This window comes from Myroides phaeus (assembly GCF_900099675.1).
In the GTDB taxonomy this organism is placed as follows: Bacteria; Bacteroidota; Bacteroidia; order Flavobacteriales; family Flavobacteriaceae; genus Flavobacterium; species Flavobacterium phaeum.
Window position 1 is genome coordinate 17,927 of the sequence record NZ_FNDQ01000006.1, and the last position, 25,099, is coordinate 43,025.

At 36.0% G+C, this 25,099-nt stretch carries 15 protein-coding genes; 8 read left to right on the plus strand and 7 right to left on the minus strand.

Translation table 11 applies throughout. The features are described 5' to 3' along the window. Positions 1-171 precede the first annotated feature (171 nt). Positions 172-1,596: a sigma-54-dependent transcriptional regulator gene (locus BLT46_RS04370; RefSeq protein ID WP_090406806.1), complete on the plus strand. Its 1,425-nt coding sequence runs from the start codon at positions 172-174 to the stop codon at positions 1,594-1,596. 439 nt (positions 1,597-2,035) lie between these two features. Here BLT46_RS04370 and BLT46_RS13320 read toward each other — a convergent pair whose 3' ends face one another. After that, positions 2,036-2,218, minus strand: a complete 183-nt coding sequence (locus tag BLT46_RS13320; RefSeq protein WP_394332436.1) for a hypothetical protein — start codon at positions 2,216-2,218, stop codon at positions 2,036-2,038. Positions 2,219-2,399: 181 nt separating this feature from the next. On the opposite strand from BLT46_RS13320, the gene BLT46_RS04380 reads away from it, so the two are divergent. Beyond that, entirely contained in the window at positions 2,400-5,369 is a 2,970-nt protein-coding gene (locus BLT46_RS04380; protein WP_090406812.1) for a S9 family peptidase, read from the plus strand. A gap of 596 nt (positions 5,370-5,965) precedes the next feature. Here the strand turns inward: BLT46_RS04380 and BLT46_RS04385 are convergent. After that, positions 5,966-7,375, minus strand: a complete 1,410-nt coding sequence (locus BLT46_RS04385) for a glycosyltransferase family 2 protein (protein ID WP_090406815.1) — start codon at positions 7,373-7,375, stop codon at positions 5,966-5,968. 468 nt (positions 7,376-7,843) lie between these two features. Beyond that, on the minus strand, positions 7,844-9,169 hold the full coding sequence (locus BLT46_RS04390) for a metal-dependent hydrolase family protein (protein WP_090406818.1): 1,326 nt from the start codon (positions 9,167-9,169) through the stop codon (positions 7,844-7,846). Positions 9,170-9,371: 202 nt separating this feature from the next. Between BLT46_RS04390 and BLT46_RS04395 the strand changes: the two genes are divergently transcribed. Both BLT46_RS04395 and BLT46_RS04400 read left to right on the plus strand, forming a co-directional pair. After that, positions 9,372-11,579, plus strand: coding sequence for a S9 family peptidase (locus BLT46_RS04395; RefSeq protein ID WP_090406821.1), 2,208 nt, complete (start codon positions 9,372-9,374; stop codon positions 11,577-11,579). Between the two features lie 198 nt (positions 11,580-11,777). Further along, positions 11,778-12,590: a hypothetical protein gene (locus BLT46_RS04400; protein WP_090406825.1), complete on the plus strand. Its 813-nt coding sequence runs from the start codon at positions 11,778-11,780 to the stop codon at positions 12,588-12,590. A gap of 78 nt (positions 12,591-12,668) precedes the next feature. Here BLT46_RS04400 and BLT46_RS04405 read toward each other — a convergent pair whose 3' ends face one another. Beyond that, positions 12,669-12,902: a hypothetical protein gene (locus tag BLT46_RS04405; protein ID WP_090406828.1), complete on the minus strand. Its 234-nt coding sequence runs from the start codon at positions 12,900-12,902 to the stop codon at positions 12,669-12,671. Between the two features lie 3 nt (positions 12,903-12,905). After that, the gene (locus BLT46_RS04410) at positions 12,906-14,054 is read right to left on the minus strand and encodes a THUMP domain-containing class I SAM-dependent RNA methyltransferase (protein WP_090407088.1); all 1,149 of its coding nucleotides are present in this window, start codon (positions 14,052-14,054) and stop codon (positions 12,906-12,908) included. A 108-nt stretch (positions 14,055-14,162) separates the two neighbouring features. On the opposite strand from BLT46_RS04410, the gene BLT46_RS04415 reads away from it, so the two are divergent. After that, positions 14,163-14,894 (plus strand): class I SAM-dependent methyltransferase, encoded by a 732-nt coding sequence (locus BLT46_RS04415; RefSeq protein WP_090406831.1) that lies wholly within the window; start codon positions 14,163-14,165, stop codon positions 14,892-14,894. 4 nt (positions 14,895-14,898) lie between these two features. After that, positions 14,899-15,621 (plus strand): ZIP family metal transporter, encoded by a 723-nt coding sequence (locus BLT46_RS04420; protein WP_090406834.1) that lies wholly within the window; start codon positions 14,899-14,901, stop codon positions 15,619-15,621. Between the two features lie 52 nt (positions 15,622-15,673). On the opposite strand, the gene BLT46_RS04425 is transcribed toward BLT46_RS04420, so the two are convergent. Both BLT46_RS04425 and BLT46_RS04430 read right to left on the minus strand, forming a co-directional pair. Beyond that, a complete protein-coding gene (locus BLT46_RS04425; protein ID WP_090406836.1) occupies positions 15,674-16,927 on the minus strand; it encodes a hypothetical protein in 1,254 nt (417 codons plus the stop codon). Between the two features lie 1,099 nt (positions 16,928-18,026). After that, positions 18,027-19,226 carry a pyridoxal phosphate-dependent aminotransferase gene (locus BLT46_RS04430; RefSeq protein WP_090406839.1) on the minus strand — a complete coding sequence of 400 codons (1,200 nt, stop codon included), beginning with the start codon at positions 19,224-19,226 and terminating at the stop codon, positions 18,027-18,029. A gap of 208 nt (positions 19,227-19,434) precedes the next feature. Between BLT46_RS04430 and ccsA the strand changes: the two genes are divergently transcribed. Continuing rightward, the gene (ccsA, locus tag BLT46_RS04435; protein ID WP_090406842.1) at positions 19,435-22,608 is read left to right on the plus strand and encodes a cytochrome c biogenesis protein CcsA; all 3,174 of its coding nucleotides are present in this window, start codon (positions 19,435-19,437) and stop codon (positions 22,606-22,608) included. Between the two features lie 734 nt (positions 22,609-23,342). Next, on the plus strand, positions 23,343-25,058 hold the full coding sequence (locus BLT46_RS04440; protein ID WP_090406845.1) for a hypothetical protein: 1,716 nt from the start codon (positions 23,343-23,345) through the stop codon (positions 25,056-25,058). The last annotated feature ends 41 nt before the right edge of the window (positions 25,059-25,099 follow it).

Below are 25,099 nucleotides of genomic sequence, written 5' to 3' on the forward strand. Positions count from 1 at the left end.
GTTATCGAAAGGTAACAGGTTAGATCGTTAGTAAGGTGAAGAAGAGAAATCTTCTGGTAAATAGGGAGCTTCGGCTCCCTTTTACTGTTTATATAGGTAAAAGTTATGATGCAGTTGGTTTGTGAGTAATAAAAATATTAAATTTGCGATTAGCACCTAAAAATAGAAAATATGAGTCACAAGATTCTGGTTATAGATGATGATGTTCCTTTTTGCGAAATGCTAAAAACTTTTTTAACTAAAAAAGGGTATAAAGTATCCAATGCTTTTAGTAGCGCGGAGGCCGAGCAATCTATTGATAAAGAGTGCTATGATATTGTTTTAACGGATGTGCGTTTGCCTGATAGTAATGGATTAGAATTGTTGAAATATATTAAATCGCATTGTTCAACAGCACAAGTTATCCTGATGACGGGATATACAGAAATTAAAACGGCTGTAAATGCAATGAAATTAGGCGCATTTGATTATGTTGCCAAACCAATTAATCCGGATGAAATCTTAATGACAATCAAACAAGCTCTTGAACGAAAGGCAAGTATAGAGCGCGGGGAGGTTGTTACAAGTAAAGCTAAGGTAAAAACGACAACTGCTAAAACTACTTCTGAAACGACTGACGATACAGAGGAGGAGTTAGATTACGTAAAAGGAGAGAGTAGTATTTCTAAACAATTACACGAGTATATCGACTTAGTTGCACCAACAAATATGTCCGTTTTAATTATCGGAGATAGTGGTACAGGTAAAGAGAATATTGCCCATTCAATTCACCTAAAGAGTAAGCGAAAAGACAAGCCGTATATCGCGGTTGATTGTGGAGCTATTCCTAAGGACTTAGCGTCAAGTGAGTTTTTCGGACATATCAAAGGTTCGTTTACTGGCGCTGTTACGGATAAAGTAGGACACTTTGAGGCGGCTAATGGCGGTACAATCTTTTTGGATGAGGTAGGTAACTTATCGTATGAAGTACAAGTGCAATTACTACGCGCTTTGCAAGAGAGAAAAGTGAAACCTGTAGGAAGTAGCAATGAAATAGATGTGGATATCCGCGTTATTGCAGCTACTAATGAGGACTTGCCAAAAGCAGTTCGCGAAGGAGAATTTAGAGAGGACTTATACCACCGTTTAAACGAGTTTGGTATTGTTGCTCCAAGATTAGCAGATAGAGGTTCTGATATATTAATGTTTGCAGAGCATTTCTTACAAGAGTCAAACCACGAGTTAGAAAAACAAGTAAAGAAGTTTTCTTCTGAAGTAGAATGTGTTTTCTTAACATACGACTGGCCTGGAAACTTGCGTGAGATGAAAAACATTATCAAGCGTTCTGTTTTACTGACAAGAGGAGAGGTTATTGAAAAGGATGTTTTACCACAAGAGATATTAAATCCGAGAGCAGAGACAAGTGTTGTTACTTCATCTGTAAGTAATGAGGCTCCAGAAGACGATTTAAAGCTGTTTTCATCAAGAAATGAAGAGCAGGCTATTCGTACTGCTTTAGAGAAAGTGAAGTTCAATAAAACGAAAGCTGCACAAGTTTTGGGAATTGACAGAAAAACACTTTACAACAAAATGAAGTTGTACAATATTGAGCTGTAAGACGATATTGATTAACTTAAGCGTATTAGAAGATTATTGATTATAAAAAAAACAGTAGTAAACTTTTGTTTGCTACTGTTTTTTTATGCTCTTTTTTCAGTGAAAACCTTTGGATAAGAGGAGCGCATCTTTGTAGCTGTTATTGTAATAATGAGTAGTTTACTGTTAATACTTGTCAGTTTATAAGGTGTTGGACAGTGTTCTGTTTAAAATTACAAGGCGACAGTCTATGATTTTTGTGTTTTCTTCTTACCTTTGTGTTTATAATACGGAACAAGAGAACTATGGATATTCAAACATTGATTCATCAGAATTTAGATGAGCTGTTTTACTTAGCAGATAAGAAAGAAATTTTAAATACTGATTTAGTAGTTAAAATTGGAGCTTACGTTGGTGCTGCTGTTTTGAGAGGACGTTTTGCCGACCAAAAAGAAGTAACTCAAGCAGAGGTAAATGGTGTATTTGGTATTATTGGTGATTTTTGTAAAGCGAGTTTCGGAGGTAGAAGCTTCTCAAAAGTACACTTTAAAAAAATGACTAAATTAGCATTGGAATTGATGCAAGAAACAACTTTTGACAGTGATGTTGAAGCGTTTTTAGCAGAATTAAAGAAATAGGTAATTCACTTATAATAGGTGTTTTAAGAAAAGGGTATCGTTATCGGTACCCTTTTTTTGTGGTTTGTTATTATTTTTTTATGAATATTTCGAGTGATTAAATTTTAGTGTATGAATGTTAATATTGGTGTTTTCTTGTCAAAAGTGGAAAAATAGGGTAACTTTCACACTCCTAACAAACATAATATGAAATTTAAACAAACATTTCAATCAAAGCAGACAGGTACAATTAGTACGCTTTTAAAGCAACTTGGACTTGGTGTTTTTGTATTGAGTGCATTTACGACACAAGCACAAAAGAAGCCTTTAGACCATTCTGTTTATGATGGTTGGCAAAATATAGGAGCGAGAGCTTTCTCTAATGACGGACAGTGGGTTTTGTATGCTGTAAATCCACAAGAAGGCGACAAAACACTTTATATAGAAACAACAGATAAATCGAAGAAGTTAACTGTAAATAGAGGTGAGAAGCCTGTGTTTACGGGGGGTTCTGATTATTCTGTCTTTGCAATTAGACCGACGTTTGCTGACTTAAAAGCGGTGAAAACAAAGAAGGAGAAAGAAGATGAGATTGCAAAGGACTCATTGGGTATTTACAACTTAAAAACGGGCGCTTTAGTGAAATACGCTAATGTTAAGTCGTTTAAAGTACCTGAGAAAAAAGGGGCACACTTAGCTTACCTTTTAGAACCTGTGAAAGACACTGCAAAGTCTAAAGATAAAAAGCCTGCTAAAAAAGTGGGTAAAGATGCTCCGTTAGACTTGGTATTGGAAAACTTACAAACAGGGGAAAAGATTACGTATAACAACGTAAGTGATTACTACTTTGATAGTGAGGGACAGTACTTAGTGTTTGTAACGAAGGATCCTAATGCTAAGAAGAAAGAGGATAAGAAAGACGACGCTAAGGAGGAAAAGACAGCTGAGGCAACAGAAGAAGTTGCTGTTGTAGTTAATGAAAAAGAGGACGACAAGAAAAAAGAGGAGGTTGCTGAAGAGGCAAAAGGTCCTTTTGGTGTGTTCGTTGTTGATTTAAAAACAAAGAAAGTAACAACTCTTTTGGAAGGAAAAGGGAAGTACACACAGTTTTCTTTTGATGATAAAGGAAAGCAGTTGGCTTTTGTAGGTACTGAGGATGAAGAGAAAGTATTGGTTAAAAAATACACGCTTTATTATAGTGATTTGACAAAAGGGGCTACGGTTTTAGCAAATGACAAAACAAAGGGAATGCCTGCTAAGTGGGTGTTGTCTGAAAACTATAAACCGAGATTTAGCAAAAACGGACAACGTATGTTTATTGGTATTGCGCCAGAACCGATTGCTAAGGATACAACGCTTATTGCTGATGACCACGCAGTATTGGATATTTGGCACTTTAATGAAGATTATGTGCAACCACAACAGTTGGCTAATTTAGATAGAGATTTGAAAAAGTCGTTTATGGCTTCAATGAACTTGAAAACAAAAGCGGGTATTGTGGCTTTGGCGAATGAGCGAATGAATAGCACACAATTGGTAGATGAGGGCAATGCTAACATTGCTTTTTCAAGTTCTGACTTCGGAAATAGAGTTTCTACACAGTGGGATATTTCTGGGGTACGTTCATACTATATTGTTGATGTGAATACAGGTAAACAAACGGAGGTTGTGGCTGACTTACCTGGTTCAGCACGTATTTCTCCAAAGGGGAATGCCGTGGTGTATTACAACAATGTAGAAGGAAATTGGTATGCTTATGACGTAAAGTCTAAAGTAACAAAACAATTGAATAAAGGGCTTAATGTATCGTTTGCAGATGAAACATTTGATATGCCTGATAATGCATCTTCTTACGGTATTCAAGGGTGGACAGACAACGATGAGTCTGTTTTAATTCGCGACCGCTTTGATATTTGGGAGTTTTTCTTGTCGAGTAATAAAGCGCCAAGAATGGTTACTAACGGATACGGACGTAAGAATAATATCGCTTTTGACTTGTTAAATGTAGAAGAGGATAAACGTTCTTTCAGTAGAAATGAGCAACTAATCTTAGCTGCTTTTAACGAGAATACAAAAGAGGCAGGGTACTTTACAACGGAAGTGAAGAGTACGAAAGCACCACAATTGGTTACAATGCAACCTTATAGTGGTTTTGGTTCGTTGTTTAAAGCAAAAGACGCAACTGTTTATGGTTATTTAAAAGGTTCGTTTACAGAGTCTAACAACTTATACATTACTAAGGATTTGAAAAATGCAGTGCAACTAACAACTATCAATCCACAACAAAGTGAGTATAACTGGGGAACAAATGAGTTAGTTCATTGGACTACACCTAAGGGGAATGAGGCAACGGGAGTGTTGTTTAAACCAGAGGATTTCGATCCAGCGAAGAAGTATCCGATGATTGTGTACTTTTATGAAAAACTGTCTGACAACTTACACCGTTATGAGTCGCCAGCACCAACGGCATCTCGTTTGAATATTCCGTTTTTTGTAAGTAATGGGTATTTAGTGTTTACACCAGATGTTAGTTATGTTGACGGACATCCAGGTAAATCAGCAGAGGAGTATATCAACTCTGGGGTTGAGTATTTGAAAAAGAACAACTGGGTAAATGGTGATAAAATCGCTATTCAAGGACAAAGCTGGGGTGGTTATCAAGTGGCACACCTTATCACGGTTACAGATATGTATGCTGCAGCGTGGTCAGGAGCACCAGTGGTAAATATGACATCAGCTTATGGAGGTATCCGTTGGCAAAGTGGTATGAGTCGCCAATTCCAATATGAGAAAACACAAAGTAGAATTGGTAAAACACTTTGGGAAGGGCACGACTTATACATTGAAAACTCGCCTTTATTTAATATGCCAAATGTGAAAACCCCTGTGGTAATTATGCACAATGATAATGATGGAGCTGTGCCGTGGTACCAAGGAATTGAAATGTTTATGGCTTTACGTCGTTTAGGAAAACCAGCTTGGATGTTGAATTACAACGGAGATGAGCACAATTTGATGAAACGCCAGAATAGAAAGGATATCCAAATTCGCCAACAACAATTCTTTGATTATTATCTAAAAGACGGTAAAGCACCGGTTTGGATGGTAAAAGGTGTACCAGCTACAATGAAAGGAAAAGATTGGGGATTTGAACTTACTGATGAACAAGTGAAATAATCCATTATTATAGTAAGAAAGGGCTATCTACAAGTGATGTAGATAGCCCTTTTTGTGTTTTGTGTAAAACGTGAAACGTAATGCGTCGAAACAAAAACATCACAATTCAACCGATGTATAATAACCCGAAATATCATTACAACCGAACATTGCAATTCAACCGATGCATAAAAACCCGAAATATCATTACAACCGAACATTGCAATTCAACCGATGCATAAAAACCCGAAATATCATTACAACCGAACATCACAATTCAACTGATGTAGGGGTGAATTATTATTCGCCCGCACGGCATACGACACGATGCATATTGCGTATCCCCCCTGTTGTTTATTTATAAACAAACAATACTGTAAGACGTGAAAGGTGTTGAATGTGAAGTATATAAAAGTGAAAAGAGGCTAACTAATCAAGCTAACCTCTTTTCTATGATAAAATAATGTGGGGACATTTACTTTTTTGTGGTAACGTACTTATTAACCACTCTTTTTTATTTGTTATGACTATAGAATTGCATACAGCAAAACAAAAGTGAAAAGAGGTTAACTTATCACGTTAACCTCTTTTCGTATGATAAAACAATATGGGTGCACTTATTTTTGTTGTGGTAACGTTCTCGTTAACCACCCTCTTTTATTTGCTGTGGCAATTGCGTATGGTGTAATCCAGAACAGCGCAAATGTGTAGAACAAGCTGTATGGATATGCCCAAAAAGACTCAGCCACATTATATCTCTTAGAGTAAAAGAATACCTGAATACTTGAAAATATAAAGATACTTACCAAAGCAGAACTGATGAATAACAGTGGTTGCGTAATGATGAAGTACAACATTAAGAATGTCATAGGGTAAGCCATAATAACGCGTAACCATTGGTTTAACAATAATATTCTCGGACCAACTTTAGAACCTTCTCTATAATTGGTAAAAGCAAACTTACTCATCATAATATTCTCACGTACGTTACTTCTTTCCCAACGGATAAACATCTTGTACAAGTTTTTATACTCTTCAGGGGTATTTGTCAATACATAAGCATTTCGTTGAAACAACACGTGGTATCCTTGTTTCAAAATCATATTAGTCATTGCTCTATCTTCACCAATGTCAGATGGTTGCCCCATAAATGTTTGGGTAATCCAATCTTCTAAACAGTTCATTACCGCTACTCGTCTATAAGCCGCTAAGGCACCAGGAGTACATAGTACTGAACCTAAGGCACTCTGCGCAGAACGTATAAACTCAAAACTAAACACAAAACTCACGTTTAGCATTTTAGGAATAATACCATCTTTTGTGTTTAAAACACGTACGTTTCCACCCACAGCACCACATTTTTCATTGGTTACAAAAGGACTTACAAGGTTTCTAAGGGTGTCTTTCTTAACGATTGAATCACTGTCAACTGTAATAAATACATCTCCTTTTCCAATGTTAAAACCTCTGTAAAGGGCGTGTCTTTTACCTTGGTTTTTGGGTTGTTGTAAAATAGTTACTCTATCTCCTAATTCCTCTTTTGCTTTCAACATCCACTGCCAAGTGTCGTCTTTACTACCATCGTCAATAGAAATAATCTCCAACTTCTCAGCAGGGTAGTTTCCGTTTACCAAGCTATAAAGTGTTTCATACACTAATTTCCCTTCGTTATAAGCAGGCACAAGAACCGTACACGTTGGTAATGCTTCATCGCTTACAGAAGCAACAGGTTTATAGCGGAAATATAGATAAACAATATAAAGTAAGAACGCAATTTGTATGCTTAGTAGAACAATTCCAAGGTTAATGATAAACGTTCCCCAAACAGACTCTAAACGCTCTAAATGTAATTTCTCAAAGTGTGGTTGTAATTGATAAACTAAGATTACCCCAATAGTCATTACCATAAAAGTTCCCAGTAATACTAAGTAATCAGTTGTGTTTAAACTTTTGTCAACAAACTTATCCCAAAAGCTTTTTTTAGGTTGTTTGTTTTCTACGGTTTCAATGTTTTTATCAGTGCGCATAATATTGTATTTAAGTGGTTTGTTTTTGCCGAATGATTAAAAAGAAACGCTTTAGCATAAATTCAGTAAAGCGAGAATTAGTTCTCATCTATAACTTTACTTGAAAGGTGGTGAAATATGTTAAAAAGTACTTCTTTACTTTTATTCGACACTTAGATAGATTCAATAGTTGTGCCAACGTTCAGAATAGGGGAATAGGGGGGAGAAAATGAAAATAAAGCAACACTATGTAGAGATATAAGCAACGCTTTGAGGTATAATTACTCTATGAAAAAGGGGGGGAGAAAGTCTTCATTACGAGATATTAACTTAAAATTTAGAAAGGGAATGAGCAGGAGGTAGAGGCAATAAAAAAGGGCTAACTTCGTGTGAAGTCAGCCCCTTTGTATGTTGTAAATGGAGTAATTAGTGTTGTTTACACATCATCAAGCTAATGTGTAATGTGTTTTAACAAGTGTAGCATTTTGCTTACAGCTTATTTTTATACACCTTACCATCTTTAATAATCAGCAATATTTTATTCGCTGGGTCTTGTAAAATGTCTATGTTTTCAAGCGGACTCTCATCTAATAAGATAATATCAGCATAAGCCCCTTCAGCAATTACCCCCAAATCAGCAGGATATGGATTTCTTGGTCCGCTTAACTTAAGCAGTTGGGCATTGTCATACGTAGCCATCTTTAAAATCTCGTAGTTTGAGAACCACTGTTTCAAACGCAATAATATCTTGTTTTGAATTAACGGGTCTTTCGGACGTGTAACAAGGTCAGTACCAAAAGCTAATTTCACTTTGTGTTTTTTAGCCCATTTGTACACATTGTCAGTTCCCGTTCCCACATATTCCTTATTTGCTTTTTGCAACGGGTCTGTATAGTTACTTGAGTCAGAGTCAAAAGGTTGCATACTCAACCAAATCCCTTTATCTGCTAATAATTTTACTGTAGCCTCGTCTAACAAATGCCCGTGGTCTATACACTTCACCCCAGCTTCTACGGCTTGTCTAACCGCATTAACAGTATAAGCGTGTACGGTTACATACGTACCCCAGTTGTCAGTTGCTTTAACCGCAGCTTTAATCTCCTCAAGTGTATATTGCGTGGCGTCTAACGGATCGTAGATAGTCGCAACTCCACCACCAGCCATTACCTTAATCTGAGAAGCTCCTTTTCTAAGTTGTTCTCTGGTAGCTACAGTAACTTCGTATTCTCCATCAGCTACTACACTACCACCAAGGGTTTGAAAACGTGGAGGAGTATGGTCTAACATACGTGGTTCAGCCCAAGGAAAATCAGCATCTCCGTGTCCCCCTGTTTGTGAAATCATCGCCTCACTTGGGTAAATACGCGGCCCTTTGTTTAGCCCCATATCATTCGCTTGTTTTATCCCCATAACGTGCCCTCCTAAATCGCGAACAGTCGTAAAACCGCGTTGTAGCGTATTCTCAGACTCCTTTGCCGCATTGATAAAAAGGAAACTCTCATCGCCTAACATAATCATCTCATTGCTGTTTGCCGCTAAGAAGGAGTGCCAATGTGCATCAATTAACCCCGGCATTACAAACTTGCCCTTACCGTCGATTACTTGTATTTGTGGATTGTTATTCGTGTCTATTTTACCCGTTGAAACCTTGGTAATTTTATTGTTTTCAATCAACACAGACCCTTTTGTAGTCTTTTGGTCCTTTCCGTTGAATATCTCTACATTTTCAAGTACAATGCCGTTTTGTGCATTCATTATAAAGGCAAATGAACTTAAAACAAGTGTAAAACCTATTTTCTTAATTGATTTAAACATAATTGTGTTGTTTTTCTTATTATTGTAAAGATAGGTATTTAACATTATTAATAACCTGTTAATTGAGTTATATGTTTATTTATGAGGAATAGTGCAATTACTTGTTTTCAAAAAATGGACTATTTTTGTAGGTATGCATAGATAAATAGCAAACGGATACGCTTGATGAAGTCAAGCAAGAGGTTACTTTAAAATACAAATTATGGCAAACAAGATAATAGGAGATTATAAAGCAATATTAGACTTGGGAGAAATGCAATTAGACTTAATTGCTCATATTTCTGCTGACTCAACGGTTACATTAGACTTACCAACACAAGGGGCAATGGGGTTAGAGGCTACAAATGTAGTTTGTGAAGGAGACAGCCTGTCGTTTAGCGTGGCCGCAATGGGACTTTCATTTGCTGGTGCGTTGGAAGGGGAGAAGTTAGTAGGTGTTATCAAGCAAATGGAACAAGAAATGCCTGTTGTGTTTGAACCTACGGAGATTAAACTACCGGGTAATCCTGCGTTGGTTTCTACGGATGAGGAGTTGCAAGCATTGGCTAATCAGGAGAGTGGGGTTTATAAATACAAAGTAGAAGATTACTTTCAGCGACCTAAATCGTCTGCTTTTCAGTTGTCGCCAAATGGCAAGTATTTGTCGTATCGCGAGAAAGACGAGAAGAATAAACGCCACGTTTACGTGAAGGAAATTGAAACAGGTAACGTACTTCGCGTAATTGAAGAGGGAGAGGAGTTGGTACGTGCGTATGGATGGATTAACGATGAGCGCTTGGTGTATATTATGGACCAAGGTGGAGATGAGAATTACCACATTTATGCGGTGAATGTAGACGGACAGAATAATATGGATTTAACGCCGTTTGACAAGGTGCAAGCGGGGATTGTCAATATGCTGAAAGAGCAAAAAGACTACATCATCATTTCGATGAACTTAGATAATCCACAGGTGTTTGAACCGTATAAGATGAATATCAACACAGGGGAGTATGTAAAGTTATTTACGAATGACGACCCTGCTAATCCGATTGCGGGTTATGATTTTGACAAAGACGGTAACCTAAGAGGGTACTCTAAAATGTACAACGGTGTACAAACGCAGTATTTCTTTAAGGTTGACGGAGCAGAGGAGTTTGAGTTGTTTCAAACCATTAACTGGTCTGATACGTTCTCGGTTATGGCGTTTAACTATGCTTCTGACAACAAAGATGAGGCGTATGTATTGACAAACTTAGACTCTGACAAACAACGCATTGTGTTGTACGACTTTAAAACTCGCCAAGTGGTCAAAGAGGTATATGCTAATCCTGAGTTTGACGCTTCTATCATTGGCTTGTCGCGCAAACGCAATTGGGAGATTGACTATTTGGGATATGAAGGAGAAAAGGTAATCATAGAACCAGTAAGTGAGACTTTTAAAAAGATATATGCCGATTTGGAAAGTCATTTCGGAGCGTATGAGTACTCTATTGTTGCTAAAACAGATAAAGAAGACCGTTATTTAATCATTGTTCAAAGTGATAAATTGTACGGAACGTATTATAATTACGATACAGCTACAAGTGCGGTGTCGCCTTTGTATGATTTGATGCCACAGTTAAAGGAGGAGGATATGGCAGAGATGCGTCCTATTTCGTTTACCAGTAGAGATGGGGTTAAATTACACGGGTATATTACCTTGCCAAAAGCGGCGTTGGACGGACAAAAAGTACCGTTGATTGTGAACCCACACGGCGGTCCACAAGGAATTAGAGATAGTTGGGGCTTTAATCCGGAAACGCAGTTGTTTGCCAGTAGAGGATATGCGACTTTACAGGTAAATTTCCGCATTTCTGGAGGGTACGGAAAAGAGTTCTTTAAGTCTGGTTTCAAGCAAATAGGGCGTAAAGTGATGGATGATGTAGAAGATGGGGTACACTATGTAATTGCGCAAGGTTGGGTAGATGCAGATAAGATTGCTATTTATGGAGCAAGCCACGGCGGATATGCTACGTTGATGGGATTGATTAAAACCCCTGATTTATACCGTTGTGGAGTAGATTATGTAGGGGTATCAAGCATCTTTACGTTCTTTGAGTCGTTTCCTGAATATTGGAAACCGTATAAAGAGATGGTGAAGGAAATATGGTATGACCTTGACAATCCAGAGGAACGTGAAATAGCAAAAGAGGTTTCTCCTGTTTACCAGTTAGACAAGATTACAAAACCGCTGTTTGTTGTACAAGGTGCTAATGACCCAAGGGTTAAGATTGCCGAGTCTGACCAGATTGTTGAAGCGTTAAGAAATAAAGGGTTTGACGTTCCTTATATGGTGAAATACGACGAGGGACACGGGTTTTCAAAAGAAGAAAACAGTATCTCTTTTTACAAATGTATGATGGGGTTTGTATCAGAACACTTGAAATAATAAAGATAAGCTGTCTTGTAAAAGGCAGCTTTTTTTATGCTTTGTTGTTACTTGTCTTGCCGCGTGTATTTAAGTTAAAGTGTAGCTTGTGTATCGCATTTTAAGGTGATTTATTGTGTTATAAAAGCAACTTTAGTAAAATTAATTGCTTTTATTTCTGTGTTTTATGCTTTATGTTTGTCAACTAAACACAACACGATGAAATACACACTAATCGGAGTTTTGAGCTTATTAAGCGTTTTGAGTGCCAATGCACAGACTCCAAAAAATTATGTAGAAGATACGCGTAATATTGCCAAAGGGAATATTGTGATGACTGAACTTGTAAAAAAAGGAGAAGATACTACTGTTGTAAACTACTTTGACGGAATTTTCCCAACGACGGATACGGAGGGTTGGACAAGAAAAATGGTGATTAAGGGAGAGAAACAGGGTAAAGACTATATTGTAACAAGTGATGTTTTTACAAAAGATGCAGCTGCTAATTCGGCTGATGAAAAGCGTTATTCTAACAGTGTGCGTACGTATAAATATAAAGACGCAAAGAAATACACAACCGTAACTACCTTTTTTATTGAAGACGGTTTGTTAGAAACTAAAATATCTGACCATAAACAAAGTAGATATGAATGCCATAATGTAGAGGGAACTAAGGTTGCTGATGCGAGTTGTTTTGTAACAATGAACAAAGAAAATGCTGCTAAAAACAGAGAATTAGTTACTTGTGCATTACGCGATGAGGCAATAGATATCTACAACGAATACAAGTACACAATTCCTTTGGTGATTATGACGCAGGTTAGCATTGACCCAAAAACAGGAGAGAAGAAGTTGGTTTTTGACGACTTGACAAAGTTTAATATTTCAAAAGAAGACAATGATGTTATTGCAAAGCGATTAACAGCTGTAGTTGATGCCTTGTCAAATGACGAGTTTACCTTTCCAAAAGACAGAAATGGCAACGTATATCCGTTGAATTTCTCAGTTCCCCTGAAATTTAGATTGAAATAATAAAGAAAAGCTACCTTAGATGAGGTAGCTTTTAGAAACAAAAAAGGTTGTTATTTTGAAAATAACAACCTTTTTTGTTTAATTCAATACCTTCACACCTTTCATAAAGATCCAACGCATACAGATCTTATCACCTTTATCAGTTTTGAATACTTTAAACTGTGGAGCTAAGACAGTAGCGATAACCGCACTTACCAATGGACCCCAAAAGCCTTGTAAATCCGTAAATTGAACAATGATAACTCTTGCTATAATAAATAAGATAGCAAAGCTAACAAACTGCAAAATGATAGTCTTTGTATTAACGCTCATGATCTATTGATTATCTGTTATATATTTTCCTTTTTTACTTCCAGCATACAACTCGTATTTTACAAAACGAGCCTCTAACTTACCATTGAAAAGTTTAATCTTTCTCGATGGTCTTAATCCAACATACTTCAACGCTTCTACGTTACCCGTAATAAACCAAGCTTCAGTACCCGGATATCCTTGTTTTAACGTATCTCCAATTTCTCTGTAAAAACGCTCTAAGTCAATGTCTAAACGCTCTCCATACGGTGGGTTAAACACCATATGTAGTGGTCCTTCAGTTTCCTTACTTGTGTCAAAGAAGTTAGCCGTTTCAATCTGAATATACTCTTCTAAGTTAGCATTTCTCACGTTGTCAATTGCTTTTAATACAGCAGACGGCGCTTTGTCATACCCTTTAATTGTATAATGAAACTCGCGTACTCTTTTTAATAGCGATTCTTGTATTTTGTCAAATAAGTCAGCATCCCAATCGTTCCAACGCTCAAAAGCAAACTCTTTTCTGTTGATATTAGCAGGAATATTACAAGCAATCATAGCTGCTTCTGTCAAGATTGTACCTGAACCACACATAGGGTCGATAAAATCTGTTCTACCATCCCAACCTGACATTAACAACATTCCAGCTGCTAATACCTCGTTAATCGGCGCAATATTCGTAGCTGTTTTATACCCACGGTGGTGTAATGAAGCCCCAGACGAATCTAAAGACACCGTACACATATCTTTTTGTAAGTGGATATTAATTCTTAAATCAGGGAAGTCTTTGTCTATATTAGGGCGTTTTCCCAATTTGTTTCTGAACTGGTCAACAATTGCATCTTTCGCTTTTAAAGCAACGAATTGTGAGTTGTTGAAGTTGTCAGAAAACACCGTAGCGTCAATTACAAACGATTGATGAGCAGAAATATACTCTGACCAATCAATAGTTTGAACACCTCTATATAAGTTTTCCTCATTATAAACTGCAAAGCTTGAAATAGGTTTAAGTATCTTCAAAGCTGTTCTAAGGCCTAAGTTTGCTTTATACATAAAGCCCTTATCTCCTTTAAAACTAACCATACGCGTCCCCGGTTTCACATCTACTGCACCTAATAATTGCAATTCTTTTACTAATACATCTTCAAAACCAAAGAATGTCTTAGCAACCATTTTAAAATTCTCCATCTTTATTGTTATATAAGGAATAATTTACTTCATCTAATTAATCCACAAAAATAAAGTAAATTTGTAGGCTAATAAAAGATTTAAAACAAAAGTATGTCAAAAGAGAACAAAGCTTGGTATGTATCGTGGTTTGATACCCCTTATTACCATACTTTATACAAAGATAGGGATTACGCAGAAGCACAAATGTTAATTGATAACTTAAGTCACTACTTAAATTTAGAGGAAGGGGCTAAGATTTTAGATTTAGCATGTGGTAAAGGAAGACATTCTGTTTACTTAAACAAATTGGGATACGATGTAACGGGGGTTGACTTATCTGTCAATAGTATCGAAAGTGCTAAAGAATTTGAAAGTGATACACTGCATTTTCACGTACACGATATGAGAGAACCGTTAACGCAGAAATACGACGCTATATTAAACTTATTTACGAGTTTTGGCTATTTTCAAGACCCAGCAGATAATGCTCGTACCTTAGATGCTATTCACCAAAGTTTGTCTGAATACGGATTAGCTGTTATCGACTTTATGAATGTTGATAAAGTAATTGCTAACCTTGTTCCTTCTGAAGTGAAAACAGTGGACGGAATTGAGTTTCATATTACGCGTAAATACGAAGATGGGTTTATCATTAAAAACATTGTATTTGACGCAGACGGTGAACACCACGACTATACTGAAAAAGTAAAAGCATTGCGATTAGAGGATTTTGAAGAAATGATGAATGAAAAAGAAATTTATCTATTAGATGTGTTTGGTGATTACAAACTAAGAAAATTCTATAAAAACGAATCAGACCGATTAATCATGATTTTCAAATAAGCCTATGGTTTATATCATTCCTTTAGTTTCAGTAATAATAGGGTATCTAATAGCAGTGATATTAGAACCTAAGAACAAAAAAAACTTAAAGCTATTAATGGCTTTTAGTGGGTCATTCTTATTAACATTAACCGTTACACACCTTTTACCAGATGTGTATCAGTACAATCACGTTACCCCATTAGTAGAACAAGCTGCTGATGCTCACGGTCATAACCACGCATCAGGAAACATCGGTTTTTTCATTATGATAGGGATTGTGTTTCAGATTGTCTTAGAATATTTTTCTAAAGGTGCTGAACACGGACACGTTCACGTACACGACAAATTTGATAAAATTCCGTGGTTGTTGTTTATTAGTTTGTGTATCCACGCGTTATTTGAGGGAATGCCAGTCAGTCAGCACGAGGAGCTTGCGTGGGGAATTGGGATACACCATTTGCCTATTGCAGTAATTTTAACCGCATTTTTTATCAATGCGCATATGAGTAAAAAATCAGTGTTATTTTTTATGCTTGTGTTTTCAGTAATGACACCTTTGGGTACTTTGATTTCTGGTAATGTAGACTTTTTAAGTCATTACTACGCCGAGATATCAGCCATTGTGGTAGGTATTTTATTCCACATTTCGTCTACTATCATTTTTGAAAGTAACGAAGAACACTCGTTTAATATCAATAAGCTTATCGCTATTATCATTGGGGTCATAGCCGCTTATTTTATATAAGAACACAAAAGAGACGATATGCGAATATCGTCTCTTTTTTTGTGCCTTTTTTTTAGCAGTTATAATCTTCGTAAAACTTTATATCAAAACCTAAAAAGGCTTTTACTTCGTCTAAATGTTTACTCATTGTATCGTGTGCTCCTTCAAAAAGCGTCTTTTGTTGTCCATCCGTAAAAGTGATGGAAAGAGAACTAAATCCACCGCCTTTAGCAGGTAAGGTGTTCCACAAAGTAAAACTATCAACCTCAGATATAGCATACCATTGGGCGTGTTCCGCATCGGCAAATCCAAGTAGGTTATTCGCCTCATCTTTCCAAATAACAGCTTGTCCTTTAGAAGCTGCTAAGACAAATTCGGGTGTCTGTTTGATATGCGTATTCGTCTTATAATTATCAGGCGTACTCAAAGTCTCATTCCAAACAAACAGTTGAGATAACACGCCATTTTGCTCATAGTCAGAAGCGATAAGCATAGCCGGATAATCAAACTGTAGCCTTGCACTAAAGGAAGTAAAACTATACGCGATATTTCTCATCTCATTATCGTCAATGGAATAGGTAGCCTCAAAGGTAATCGGGCCTATTTTAGCATAGAAAAACAAGTTAAAATCACTGTAGAAAGTAAACTCAGCTTTATCCGCAAGGTCGCGTTCTAACTGCTCTTTAACAAGGTATAAACTCTTGTCTGAACCATCAGTAGCATAGCATTTAGCATAGTATTCCTCCAGAGCTATTTCAGGGCGAATATTATCGACATAAGCTCCAAAATCACGCAAGATAATATTGCCAATTCGCACCGGATAAACAATGTTCAAATAACCGTTTTCTAAGCGTGTATGCGGATTGTTTAACAACTCGCTTTTGGTGGTTGTCCACGGCACAAAACAAGGGGTGGGTGCTATGATTTCAAAACCCTTTATATAATCGTTTTGTCCGCCAGTGACCAACTCAAAATTCTGCTGATAAGTGGTGCGAAACAATTGGTGTACCGCATTTTCTTCTTTGTGAATGTTGTCATAAATAAGCGCCATATCAAAGTTGAAACGCTTAGCCAACTGCAAACACAGTTTTTCCGTATTGACATAATCAACCGGAATATAGTGTTGTCTGCCTTGGTAAATCAGCAATCCAGGACTACTATAATTGCAAATTTCAAGGTAGATATATTCTATTTCACCAATTTCGATAACCTCTATTTCCCTGCTATACGCTGTGTTTTCAATGACAATCTGCGTTTCGCTGAGGTGTAGTATTCCCCTGTGTTTATCCTCATTAGGAAAGCGGCGTTTTCTCTTAAATATATTCATACCTGATTTGCTAAGGTTTAAAGGTAGTAAAATCTCCTAAAAACAGTTGTTCTACAAAGCGTAAAAGCTGCTTATTAGGCGTAAAATAAAAGGTTTTTCTCATTGTGAACTACAAGGAATGGTAGTTCGCACTATTTGAGAATATAGATGTGAGCTAATTTCTGACGAACTATTTCTGTAACGATGAGGTAATCCAGAACAAAGGGCAAGTAGATTTTGAAGTGCCCAATTGGCGCTCATCCCTTTGTTTTAAAGGGCTCACCAAGGTTTTAAACGGGATTGAGTCGTAAATGAGTCGTAAATAAGTCGTATTTCGTTCGCGAAAAAGGCCTTTAGGTGAGGTATCTCCGACTTATTTACGGCTTATCTCCGACTAATATACAATTGAGATACTGTCATTCCCTTTGTTTATAAGGGTTTGGAGGAGGTTGGGGACAAAAGTGGGACAGAGTCAATAGTGCAAATGATAGCATTTGATAGCAAATGATGTCAAAATAACCGCTTTGAAAATATTTTGTTGTGCGTATGACTAATTTTGCCTTGTAAACTAAAAACAAAACCTGTGATGTTATTTTCTGATTACCCCCTAAACGTTGGTCGAGCTATGAGGCAATCTTTTTTATTTTTGAATACAGCGACAGAAAAGGAGGAGTATTAGGGTGGCGTTTGTATGCTATTGGTCGTTCTTTGAAATAGTAAAGTGCAATGCATACTGTGTTTGTTGGGTCAATAGAGATTTGTAGTAAAAAGAGCGTTATTGCTGTTATGACGCAGGTTGGTAGAGGTTTGCTTTAGACTATGTTTAAGACTGATACCACATTTGCACCACATTAGTACCACAGACGTTCGGAAAAAGGGGGTGTTTTCCGTACTAATGTGGTACTTGTGTGGTAGATGTCTCGAAGGAGTGCCGTCTAAAACCTGTCTAAAGCGTGTACTAATGTGGGTTGAGTGAGGGTTGTATTAAGTGTTTGGCGAGTAGCAAACAAGGGGAATATTGTATTGGTTGATAAGAGATAGCGGACAAGTAAACACAAAAAAAGAGGGCTACCTAAAAATAGATAGCCCTGTATATAAGCGGGTTTAAAAGTAGAATGAACTATTTTTCGATAGTTTTGTACACTTTTAAAGCTTCATTTAAGATTTTAGCAGACTGAATTAAATCGTCTTTTTTCAACACATAAGCCATACGTGCTTCATCAAGACCAACACCTGGTGTAGAGTAAAACCCTTCTGCAGGCGCAATCATTACAGTAGCTCCATTGTAGTCGTATTCTTCCAATAACCATTTAGCAAAGTCCTCTGCGTTTTTGATAGGGAATTTAGCCACACAATAGAAAGAACCGTGAGGAACAGTTACTTGAATTCCCTCAATTTTTTGAAGTTCAGCAATAAATACATCTCTTCTTTCTTTGTACTCTGTAATAACCTCGTCAAAGTAAGATTGTGGAGTATCTAAAGCAGCCTCAGCAGCAATTTGTTCGTATGTAGGAGGAGAAAGACGGGCTTGAGCAAACTTCATAACCGCATTCATCAATTCTTTGTTTTTAGAAACAATACATCCGATACGAGCACCACACATACTGTATCGTTTAGAAACAGAGTCAATTACAATAGCGTTGTTTGCCAAAGCAGGGATGCTCAATACAGAAACGTGTTTGTATCCGTCATAAGCAAACTCGCGGTAAACCTCGTCAGCAATTAAGAATAAATCGTGTTTTACCACTAATTCTGCCAACTGATTCATCTCTTCTTCAGAGTATAAATAACCAGTTGGGTTACCTGGATTACAGATTAAGATTGCTTTTGTTTTTGGCGTGATTAATTTCTCAAATTCAGAGATTGCCGGAAGAGCAAACCCGTTGTCGATAGACGACATAACCGGAACGATATTTACGCCATTAGAAGCAGAAAATCCGTTGTAGTTAGCGTAGAATGGTTCAGGAATAATTACTTCATCTCCTGGGTCCATTGTACTCCCTAAAGCAAATAATAAAGCTTCAGAACCCCCAGTTGTTACAATAATATCTGTGAATTCAACCGTAGGGTCAATTGTTTGGTAGTATTTAGCTAATTTTTTTCTATAACTTTCAAAACCAGCAGAGTGGCTGTATTCTAAAACGTCAATAGAAGCATTTTTAACCGCCTGAAGCGCAAGTTCTGGCGTTTTTATATCAGGTTGTCCAATGTTCAAGTGGTAAACGTGGTTTCCTTTTCTTTTTGCCGTTTCAGCAAAAGGAACCAATTTTCTAATAGGAGACTCTGGCATCAAGTGCCCTTTTTTTGAGATCTTTGGCATAATTTATAATTTAGTTTGTCAATTTATACAATATTTTACTGTGTTAAAAGTGTGCTTTAAATATTGCGTAGTGTAAGCATCCACAAATGTAATTGATTTTAGTTATAGTTGAATAGTAAAATCATTACTAAATAATAAGTTAAATATACCTTATAGCTTAGGTTTTTGGTTATTTTTGTTGAACTATAAAACAACGTATTAACAACTCATGGATAAAAAAATTATTTCTTTTTTCTCTTCGACAAGGTTAATGGCGGTTCTTTTCATTGTTTTTGCTGTTGCTTTGGCGATAGGTACCTTCATAGAAGACCGTTACAATACCACCACAGCTCGAATACTAATTTACAATACTAAATGGTTTGAAGCCATTATGTTAGTGTTCCTGATTAACTTTATCGGTAATATTAAAAAGTATAGATTGTTTACTAAAGAAAAGTGGGCAACATTTATGCTTCACGCAGCTTTCATTCTTATTTTGATCGGTGCGTTTATTACTCGTTATATCAGTTTTGAGGGTATGATGCCGATTCGCGAAGGTGAAACAGCTGATAGTATTTTTTCTGACAAAACGTTTTTAACGGTAATGGCAGATGGAGAATATGAAGGAGAGACAAGAAGAAGAACATTTGAAAAACCAATTCTTTTTTCAGCTGTAACAGACAACAGTTTTACAATGAAAAAAGACTTTAATGGTATTCCTTTCGAAATAGAGTATAAAGACTTTATTATGGGAGCTGAGGAAGTAGTGGAAGAAGATGCGAATGGTAAGCTATTCTTGAAATTAGTAGAGTCAGGTGATGGAGATCGTCACGAACATTATTTAGAAGAAGGACAAGTTGCAAACATTCACAATGTCTTGTTTTCTTTCAACTCACCTACAGATGGTGCAATTAACATTACTAAAGAAGGAGATAACTATTTTATGGAGACTCCTTTTGGCGGTACGTTTATGGTGATGGCAACACAAGCTCAAAATGATGTGTTTGCAGGAACTAAAGAACCGTTAAACTTCCGTTCTTTATATAGCTTAGCAGGTACGCAATTTGTATTGCCTGAAATGCCTATTAAAGGTAAAAAAGTATTGAAGTCTGACGGAGATTTCAAAAGTAGAACAAGTACTGATGCTCTTGTGCTAACTGTAAAATCTCAAGGAAAAGAGGAAGAAGTAACTCTTATGGGGAAAGCAGGTAGAATGGGAGAACCTCAAGCATTTCAATTGGGAGACTTAGAGTTTACAATGATGTTTGGTAGTAAAGTATATACTACTCCTTTTAAAATTAAATTAAACAAGTTTATTGCTGAAAAATATCCAGGAACAGAAAGAAGTTATTCTGCTTTTGAAAGCCAGGTTTCTGTAATTGATGGGGATGATTCTTTTGACGCGAGAATTTATATGAATAATATTCTTGACCATAAAGGATACCGTTTCTTCCAAGCAGAGTTTGACCGTGATGAAAAAGGGACTATCCTTTCTGTAAACCACGATTTCTGGGGAACGTGGATTACGTATATCGGATATACGTTCTTATACATCGGGTTGTTAGCAATCTTATTTGATAAAAATACAAGATTTAGCGATTTGAAACGTAAATTAGATAAAGTGAGAGAGAAAAAGGCTTCAATGCTTACTATGTTATTGTTGTTCTTTTCTATTGGTTCTTTCGCTCAACACAATCACGAAGTACCAACTAAACCATCTGCTGCGGTAATCGACTCGATTATTACAGCAAATGCGATTAAACCAGAACACGCAGCGAAGTTTGGAGAATTGGTAGTGCAAGATTACGGTGGACGTATGAAGCCTATTAATACGTTTGCTTCTGAATTAATGCGTAAAATTTACCAAAAGGAAACGTATAATGGATTGAATGCAGATCAGGTGTTCTTATCTATGACGCAGTTTACTGTGGCACAACAAATGCAAGGTGCTCCTAACTTTTGGTATTATGCACCTATCATTAAATTGCCTCGTGGTAATGATAAAATGACAGAGGTTTTGGGACTTCCAAAGAATGAGAAGTATGCTACGTTTATTGATTTCTTTGACGATAATGCAAACTATAAGTTAGCTGAATACGTTGATGATGCAAATCACAGTACAATTAAGAATAAGTTCCAAACGGACTTCTTAGATATGGACGGAAAGGTTGCGTTGTTAAATTCGGCTTTTATGACGCGTATGTTAACTGTATTTCCAATACCTGGACACGAAAACAGTAAATGGGTTTCTCCATTGGAGTTAAATGAAGCTGGATTGAAAGGAATGGATTCTACATTTGCAAAGAGTATTTTACCTCGTATGTATATCCCTGCTTTGTTTGAGGCAAAAGAATCGGGTAATTACGACAAGGCAGATGAGTATTTGAGTAACCTAAAAACTTTCCAACAGGCATACGGTAAAACAATTATCCCTTCAGAAAGTAAGATTAAGTTTGAGATTTTATATAACAAGTATGATATTTTTAAAACATTGTATAGTTACTATATGTTAGCAGCTATTTTAATGTTTGTTTTTATCGTTTCAGAAATATTAAAATCGCGTAAAATCAACAGAACTATGATTAAAGTAGGAAGTTGGTTTACTGTTCTACTATTTGTTATTCATACCATTGGTTTAGGAGTACGTTGGTACGTTTCTGGACACGCACCTTGGAGTGATGCTTATGAGTCTGTTATTTACGTTGGTTGGGCTACAGCTTTATTCGGATTGTACTTTGGACGTAAGTCTGAATTGACAATCGCTTCTACAGCATTCGTAGCGGGTATGATTTTATGGGGAGCACACCTTAATTATATGGACCCTGCTATTTCTAACTTACAGCCTGTTTTAAACTCATACTGGTTAATTATTCACGTGGCGGTTATTGTAGGTAGTTACGGGCCATTTACTTTGGGAATGATATTAGGGGTAGTTTCGTTAATCTTAATGATTCTTACCAATGAAAAGAACAAGAAGCGAATGGATCTTAATATTAAGGAGTTGACTTATATTAACGAGATGGCACTAACAGTAGGACTTGTATTGTTAACTATTGGTAACTTCTTAGGAGGACAATGGGCTAACGAGAGTTGGGGACGTTACTGGGGATGGGATCCAAAAGAAACGTGGGCATTGATTAGTATTATGGTTTATGCTTTTGTGATTCACGCTCGTTTAGTTCCAGCAATGAGAGGTACTTGGATATACAACTTATTTAGTGTTGTAGCGTACTACTCAATTATGATGACATATTTTGGAGTAAACTTCTATTTAAGTGGATTACACTCATATGCATCAGGAGATAAGGTAATTACTCCGGCTGCAGTATGGTATTCAGTAGCATTTATTACGGTATTAGGAGTATTGTCTTTCTTTAAATATAAGAAGCACTTAAAAAAATAATATATACGTTTATATATAACGCAAGACTTAAAAGGTCGGTATCTATTTGATGCCGACCTTTTTTTGTTTGTAGTTAGCGCTTTGTTTTTAAAGTAAATAGCAGATGGAAAAAGAATTTGTTGATATAAAACTAAAGCTGTAAAAGGATAGCCAGTGTACTAATTATTGATGCGAGTAAGAAGAGTAGTAATAAAAAGTAGTTTTTGGGTAGGTAATTAATTGTTTTTTATCCTAAAAGTGTGTTAGTGGCAAAGTTTTTATGCCTTCGAATTTTTGATAGTACTAGCAGTAGAATAAGGTGTTTTTTTTTAGGATTATTATAGGGAGAAAATGTTAAAAAAGAAGATGTTATATTTCTTTAAACTAAGAAAAATTAAGTTTTTATTTTTATTAATATAAAAGAAAATTAGGCTTTTTTATTTTGTTTCATTGAGAGATTACCTTTTAAACGCCTTATAATGGAAACGATTTGTCAATGTTAAGTGTTTAAAATCTTATTTTAATTAATTATATATATTGTTTTGTTGATAATACTTTAAATAAAGTTAATTTGTGTAAATAATAATTGATAATTAACATATAGTGTTGTTTTAAGTGTTTTTTTTATAACTTTGTGATAGAAATAATTCAATAGGATATTCGCGTATTGTGATTTTATTAAGAGAGTTATTTCTGTCGGACTTGTTGTTATCTGACTAATTTTTTAACGAATACAAACATTTAAAAAAGAAAAGATGAAAAAGAAAATTACTACTCTGTTTTTATTGGCAATAGGGGCTGTGTCTTACGGACAAGAGGTTACTCCTAAAGATGGACCAGGTATTGGTATCGGACAATCATTGCCATCGCAAGCAGCTATGTTAGATATAGTAGCTGCTAATAAAGGGGTGCTTATTCCACGAATTGAATTGGGAGATCTTAATGTGTTTCAATTAGAAGGAGGCGCTAATGACGAAGGGATGTTAGTTTATAATAAAACTGCAGTTAGTGCAACTGATCCATCGAAAGCTATTCCTGTAGGTTTTTACTATTGGACTAATGTAGGTACTCCAAGATGGGAATTAATTACTTCTGAGTCTGTATTGAATCAAAAGATTGAAAACGTAACTAATGAATTCAATACTAAAATCGATAATCTAACTAAGATTGAAGGAGCTAGTTCTACAGATTTAAGTTATTTAATGGCATTTACACCTGTAAGCGACGGTTCTTCTTTAGGAGATATGTCTTATTTGATTCCAGAGAAGGATACAGATGGTAATATTACTTATAAAAAGGTAGGGATTACTTTTGCTGATTTAGTTGGACAAAGTGAAACAGAAACTTTCATTAGAGAAGTTAAAAAGAAAGTGAAAAATGATAAAGATGTAGAGGTAGAGGTAGTTGATTACTATGTTTATTTTTCTGAGTCGGTAGTGCGTGAATGGAAGAAAGCGAATGATGGTGTAGATATAAATGATGCTACAAAAGGACTTAAAGATAGTGAAGGAACTAAGATTGATGTAATTGGTGCTGTTACTACTAACTTTGGTGATATTTTTAATACTACTGAGAATAAAAAAATTATTGAAGAGATCGTTGTTAATACTCCTGGGAATGTTATCGTAAAGAAAGAGGGAGATAAATGGGTGCTTAATTATATTGACGAAAATGGAGATACTCAACTAGTTGATATTAATACTTTAGAGACAAAAACTAAGGTAGGGAAAAGATCCTATGATGGTAAAGATCTATCAGTTGTAGATTACAAAAATGATGCAACAGACGCTAAAAAAGGAGAAATCTTGTATGAGTACTTTGGTGAGGAGAAAGATGATAAAGGGAATCCAATTCCTTATTATATCAATATGACTGCTGATATAGTTACAAGTATCCAGAATAATGAAGAATTGAAAAATGAAATCTTTAATACAATTAACAATTTTATTACAGATGGAAGTAATGTTTATTATGGTCCAATAAATACAGGAGATACAGAAAATGTATTGTATTACATTGATTCTAATGGAGATAAGAAAGTAATTGACATTTCAGAAAACGTTCTTAACGTAATCACTAATAATCCAACAGTTATCGAGAAGATAAAAGAGATTACAGAGGTTAAAGTTGTTGAAGGAAAAGAAGTTGAAACAGGTGATTTTATCAATGGTGATCCAGTATTCAGAAGGTTGCAAGCTGTGAAAGTAGCTAATGCGGATGGTAAAACATATGGTTATAATAGTGAGTTGTCTGAAGCAATAAAACTAGAAAATGGATTCAAGAGATTATTAAGCGTACAGATTCTTGCAAAAGATAAAAGTGTTGTGATGTCTACAGTAACAAGTGTTTCAGGTACTGGAGCTGCATTAACGTTCAAATTTGGAGTTGGAAATATGTTCTCTACTTTACCTGTTGGTGATTATGATATTGTTTTAGAATATGTTGGAACTAAAAAACCAGTAACTCCTTAATTATAAGCTAAAATAAACAAACACTATAAGTTTAAACTTAT

What these genes read in the sequence shown, in the direction of transcription:
- BLT46_RS04370 (WP_090406806.1), top strand. Translation starts at nt 172, where the DNA reads ATGAGTCACAAGATTCTGGTTATAGATGATGATGTTCCTTTTTGCGAA.
- BLT46_RS04380 (WP_090406812.1), top strand. Translation starts at nt 2,400, where the DNA reads ATGAAATTTAAACAAACATTTCAATCAAAGCAGACAGGTACAATTAGT.
- BLT46_RS04385 (WP_090406815.1), bottom strand. Translation starts at nt 7,375, where the DNA reads ATGCGCACTGATAAAAACATTGAAACCGTAGAAAACAAACAACCTAAA.
- BLT46_RS04390 (WP_090406818.1), bottom strand. Translation starts at nt 9,169, where the DNA reads ATGTTTAAATCAATTAAGAAAATAGGTTTTACACTTGTTTTAAGTTCA.
- BLT46_RS04395 (WP_090406821.1), top strand. Translation starts at nt 9,372, where the DNA reads ATGGCAAACAAGATAATAGGAGATTATAAAGCAATATTAGACTTGGGA.
- BLT46_RS04400 (WP_090406825.1), top strand. Translation starts at nt 11,778, where the DNA reads ATGAAATACACACTAATCGGAGTTTTGAGCTTATTAAGCGTTTTGAGT.
- BLT46_RS04405 (WP_090406828.1), bottom strand. Translation starts at nt 12,902, where the DNA reads ATGAGCGTTAATACAAAGACTATCATTTTGCAGTTTGTTAGCTTTGCT.
- BLT46_RS04410 (WP_090407088.1), bottom strand. Translation starts at nt 14,054, where the DNA reads ATGGTTGCTAAGACATTCTTTGGTTTTGAAGATGTATTAGTAAAAGAA.
- BLT46_RS04415 (WP_090406831.1), top strand. Translation starts at nt 14,163, where the DNA reads ATGTCAAAAGAGAACAAAGCTTGGTATGTATCGTGGTTTGATACCCCT.
- BLT46_RS04420 (WP_090406834.1), top strand. Translation starts at nt 14,899, where the DNA reads ATGGTTTATATCATTCCTTTAGTTTCAGTAATAATAGGGTATCTAATA.
- BLT46_RS04425 (WP_090406836.1), bottom strand. Translation starts at nt 16,927, where the DNA reads ATGAATATATTTAAGAGAAAACGCCGCTTTCCTAATGAGGATAAACAC.
- BLT46_RS04430 (WP_090406839.1), bottom strand. Translation starts at nt 19,226, where the DNA reads ATGCCAAAGATCTCAAAAAAAGGGCACTTGATGCCAGAGTCTCCTATT.
- ccsA (WP_090406842.1), top strand. Translation starts at nt 19,435, where the DNA reads ATGGATAAAAAAATTATTTCTTTTTTCTCTTCGACAAGGTTAATGGCG.
- BLT46_RS04440 (WP_090406845.1), top strand. Translation starts at nt 23,343, where the DNA reads ATGAAAAAGAAAATTACTACTCTGTTTTTATTGGCAATAGGGGCTGTG.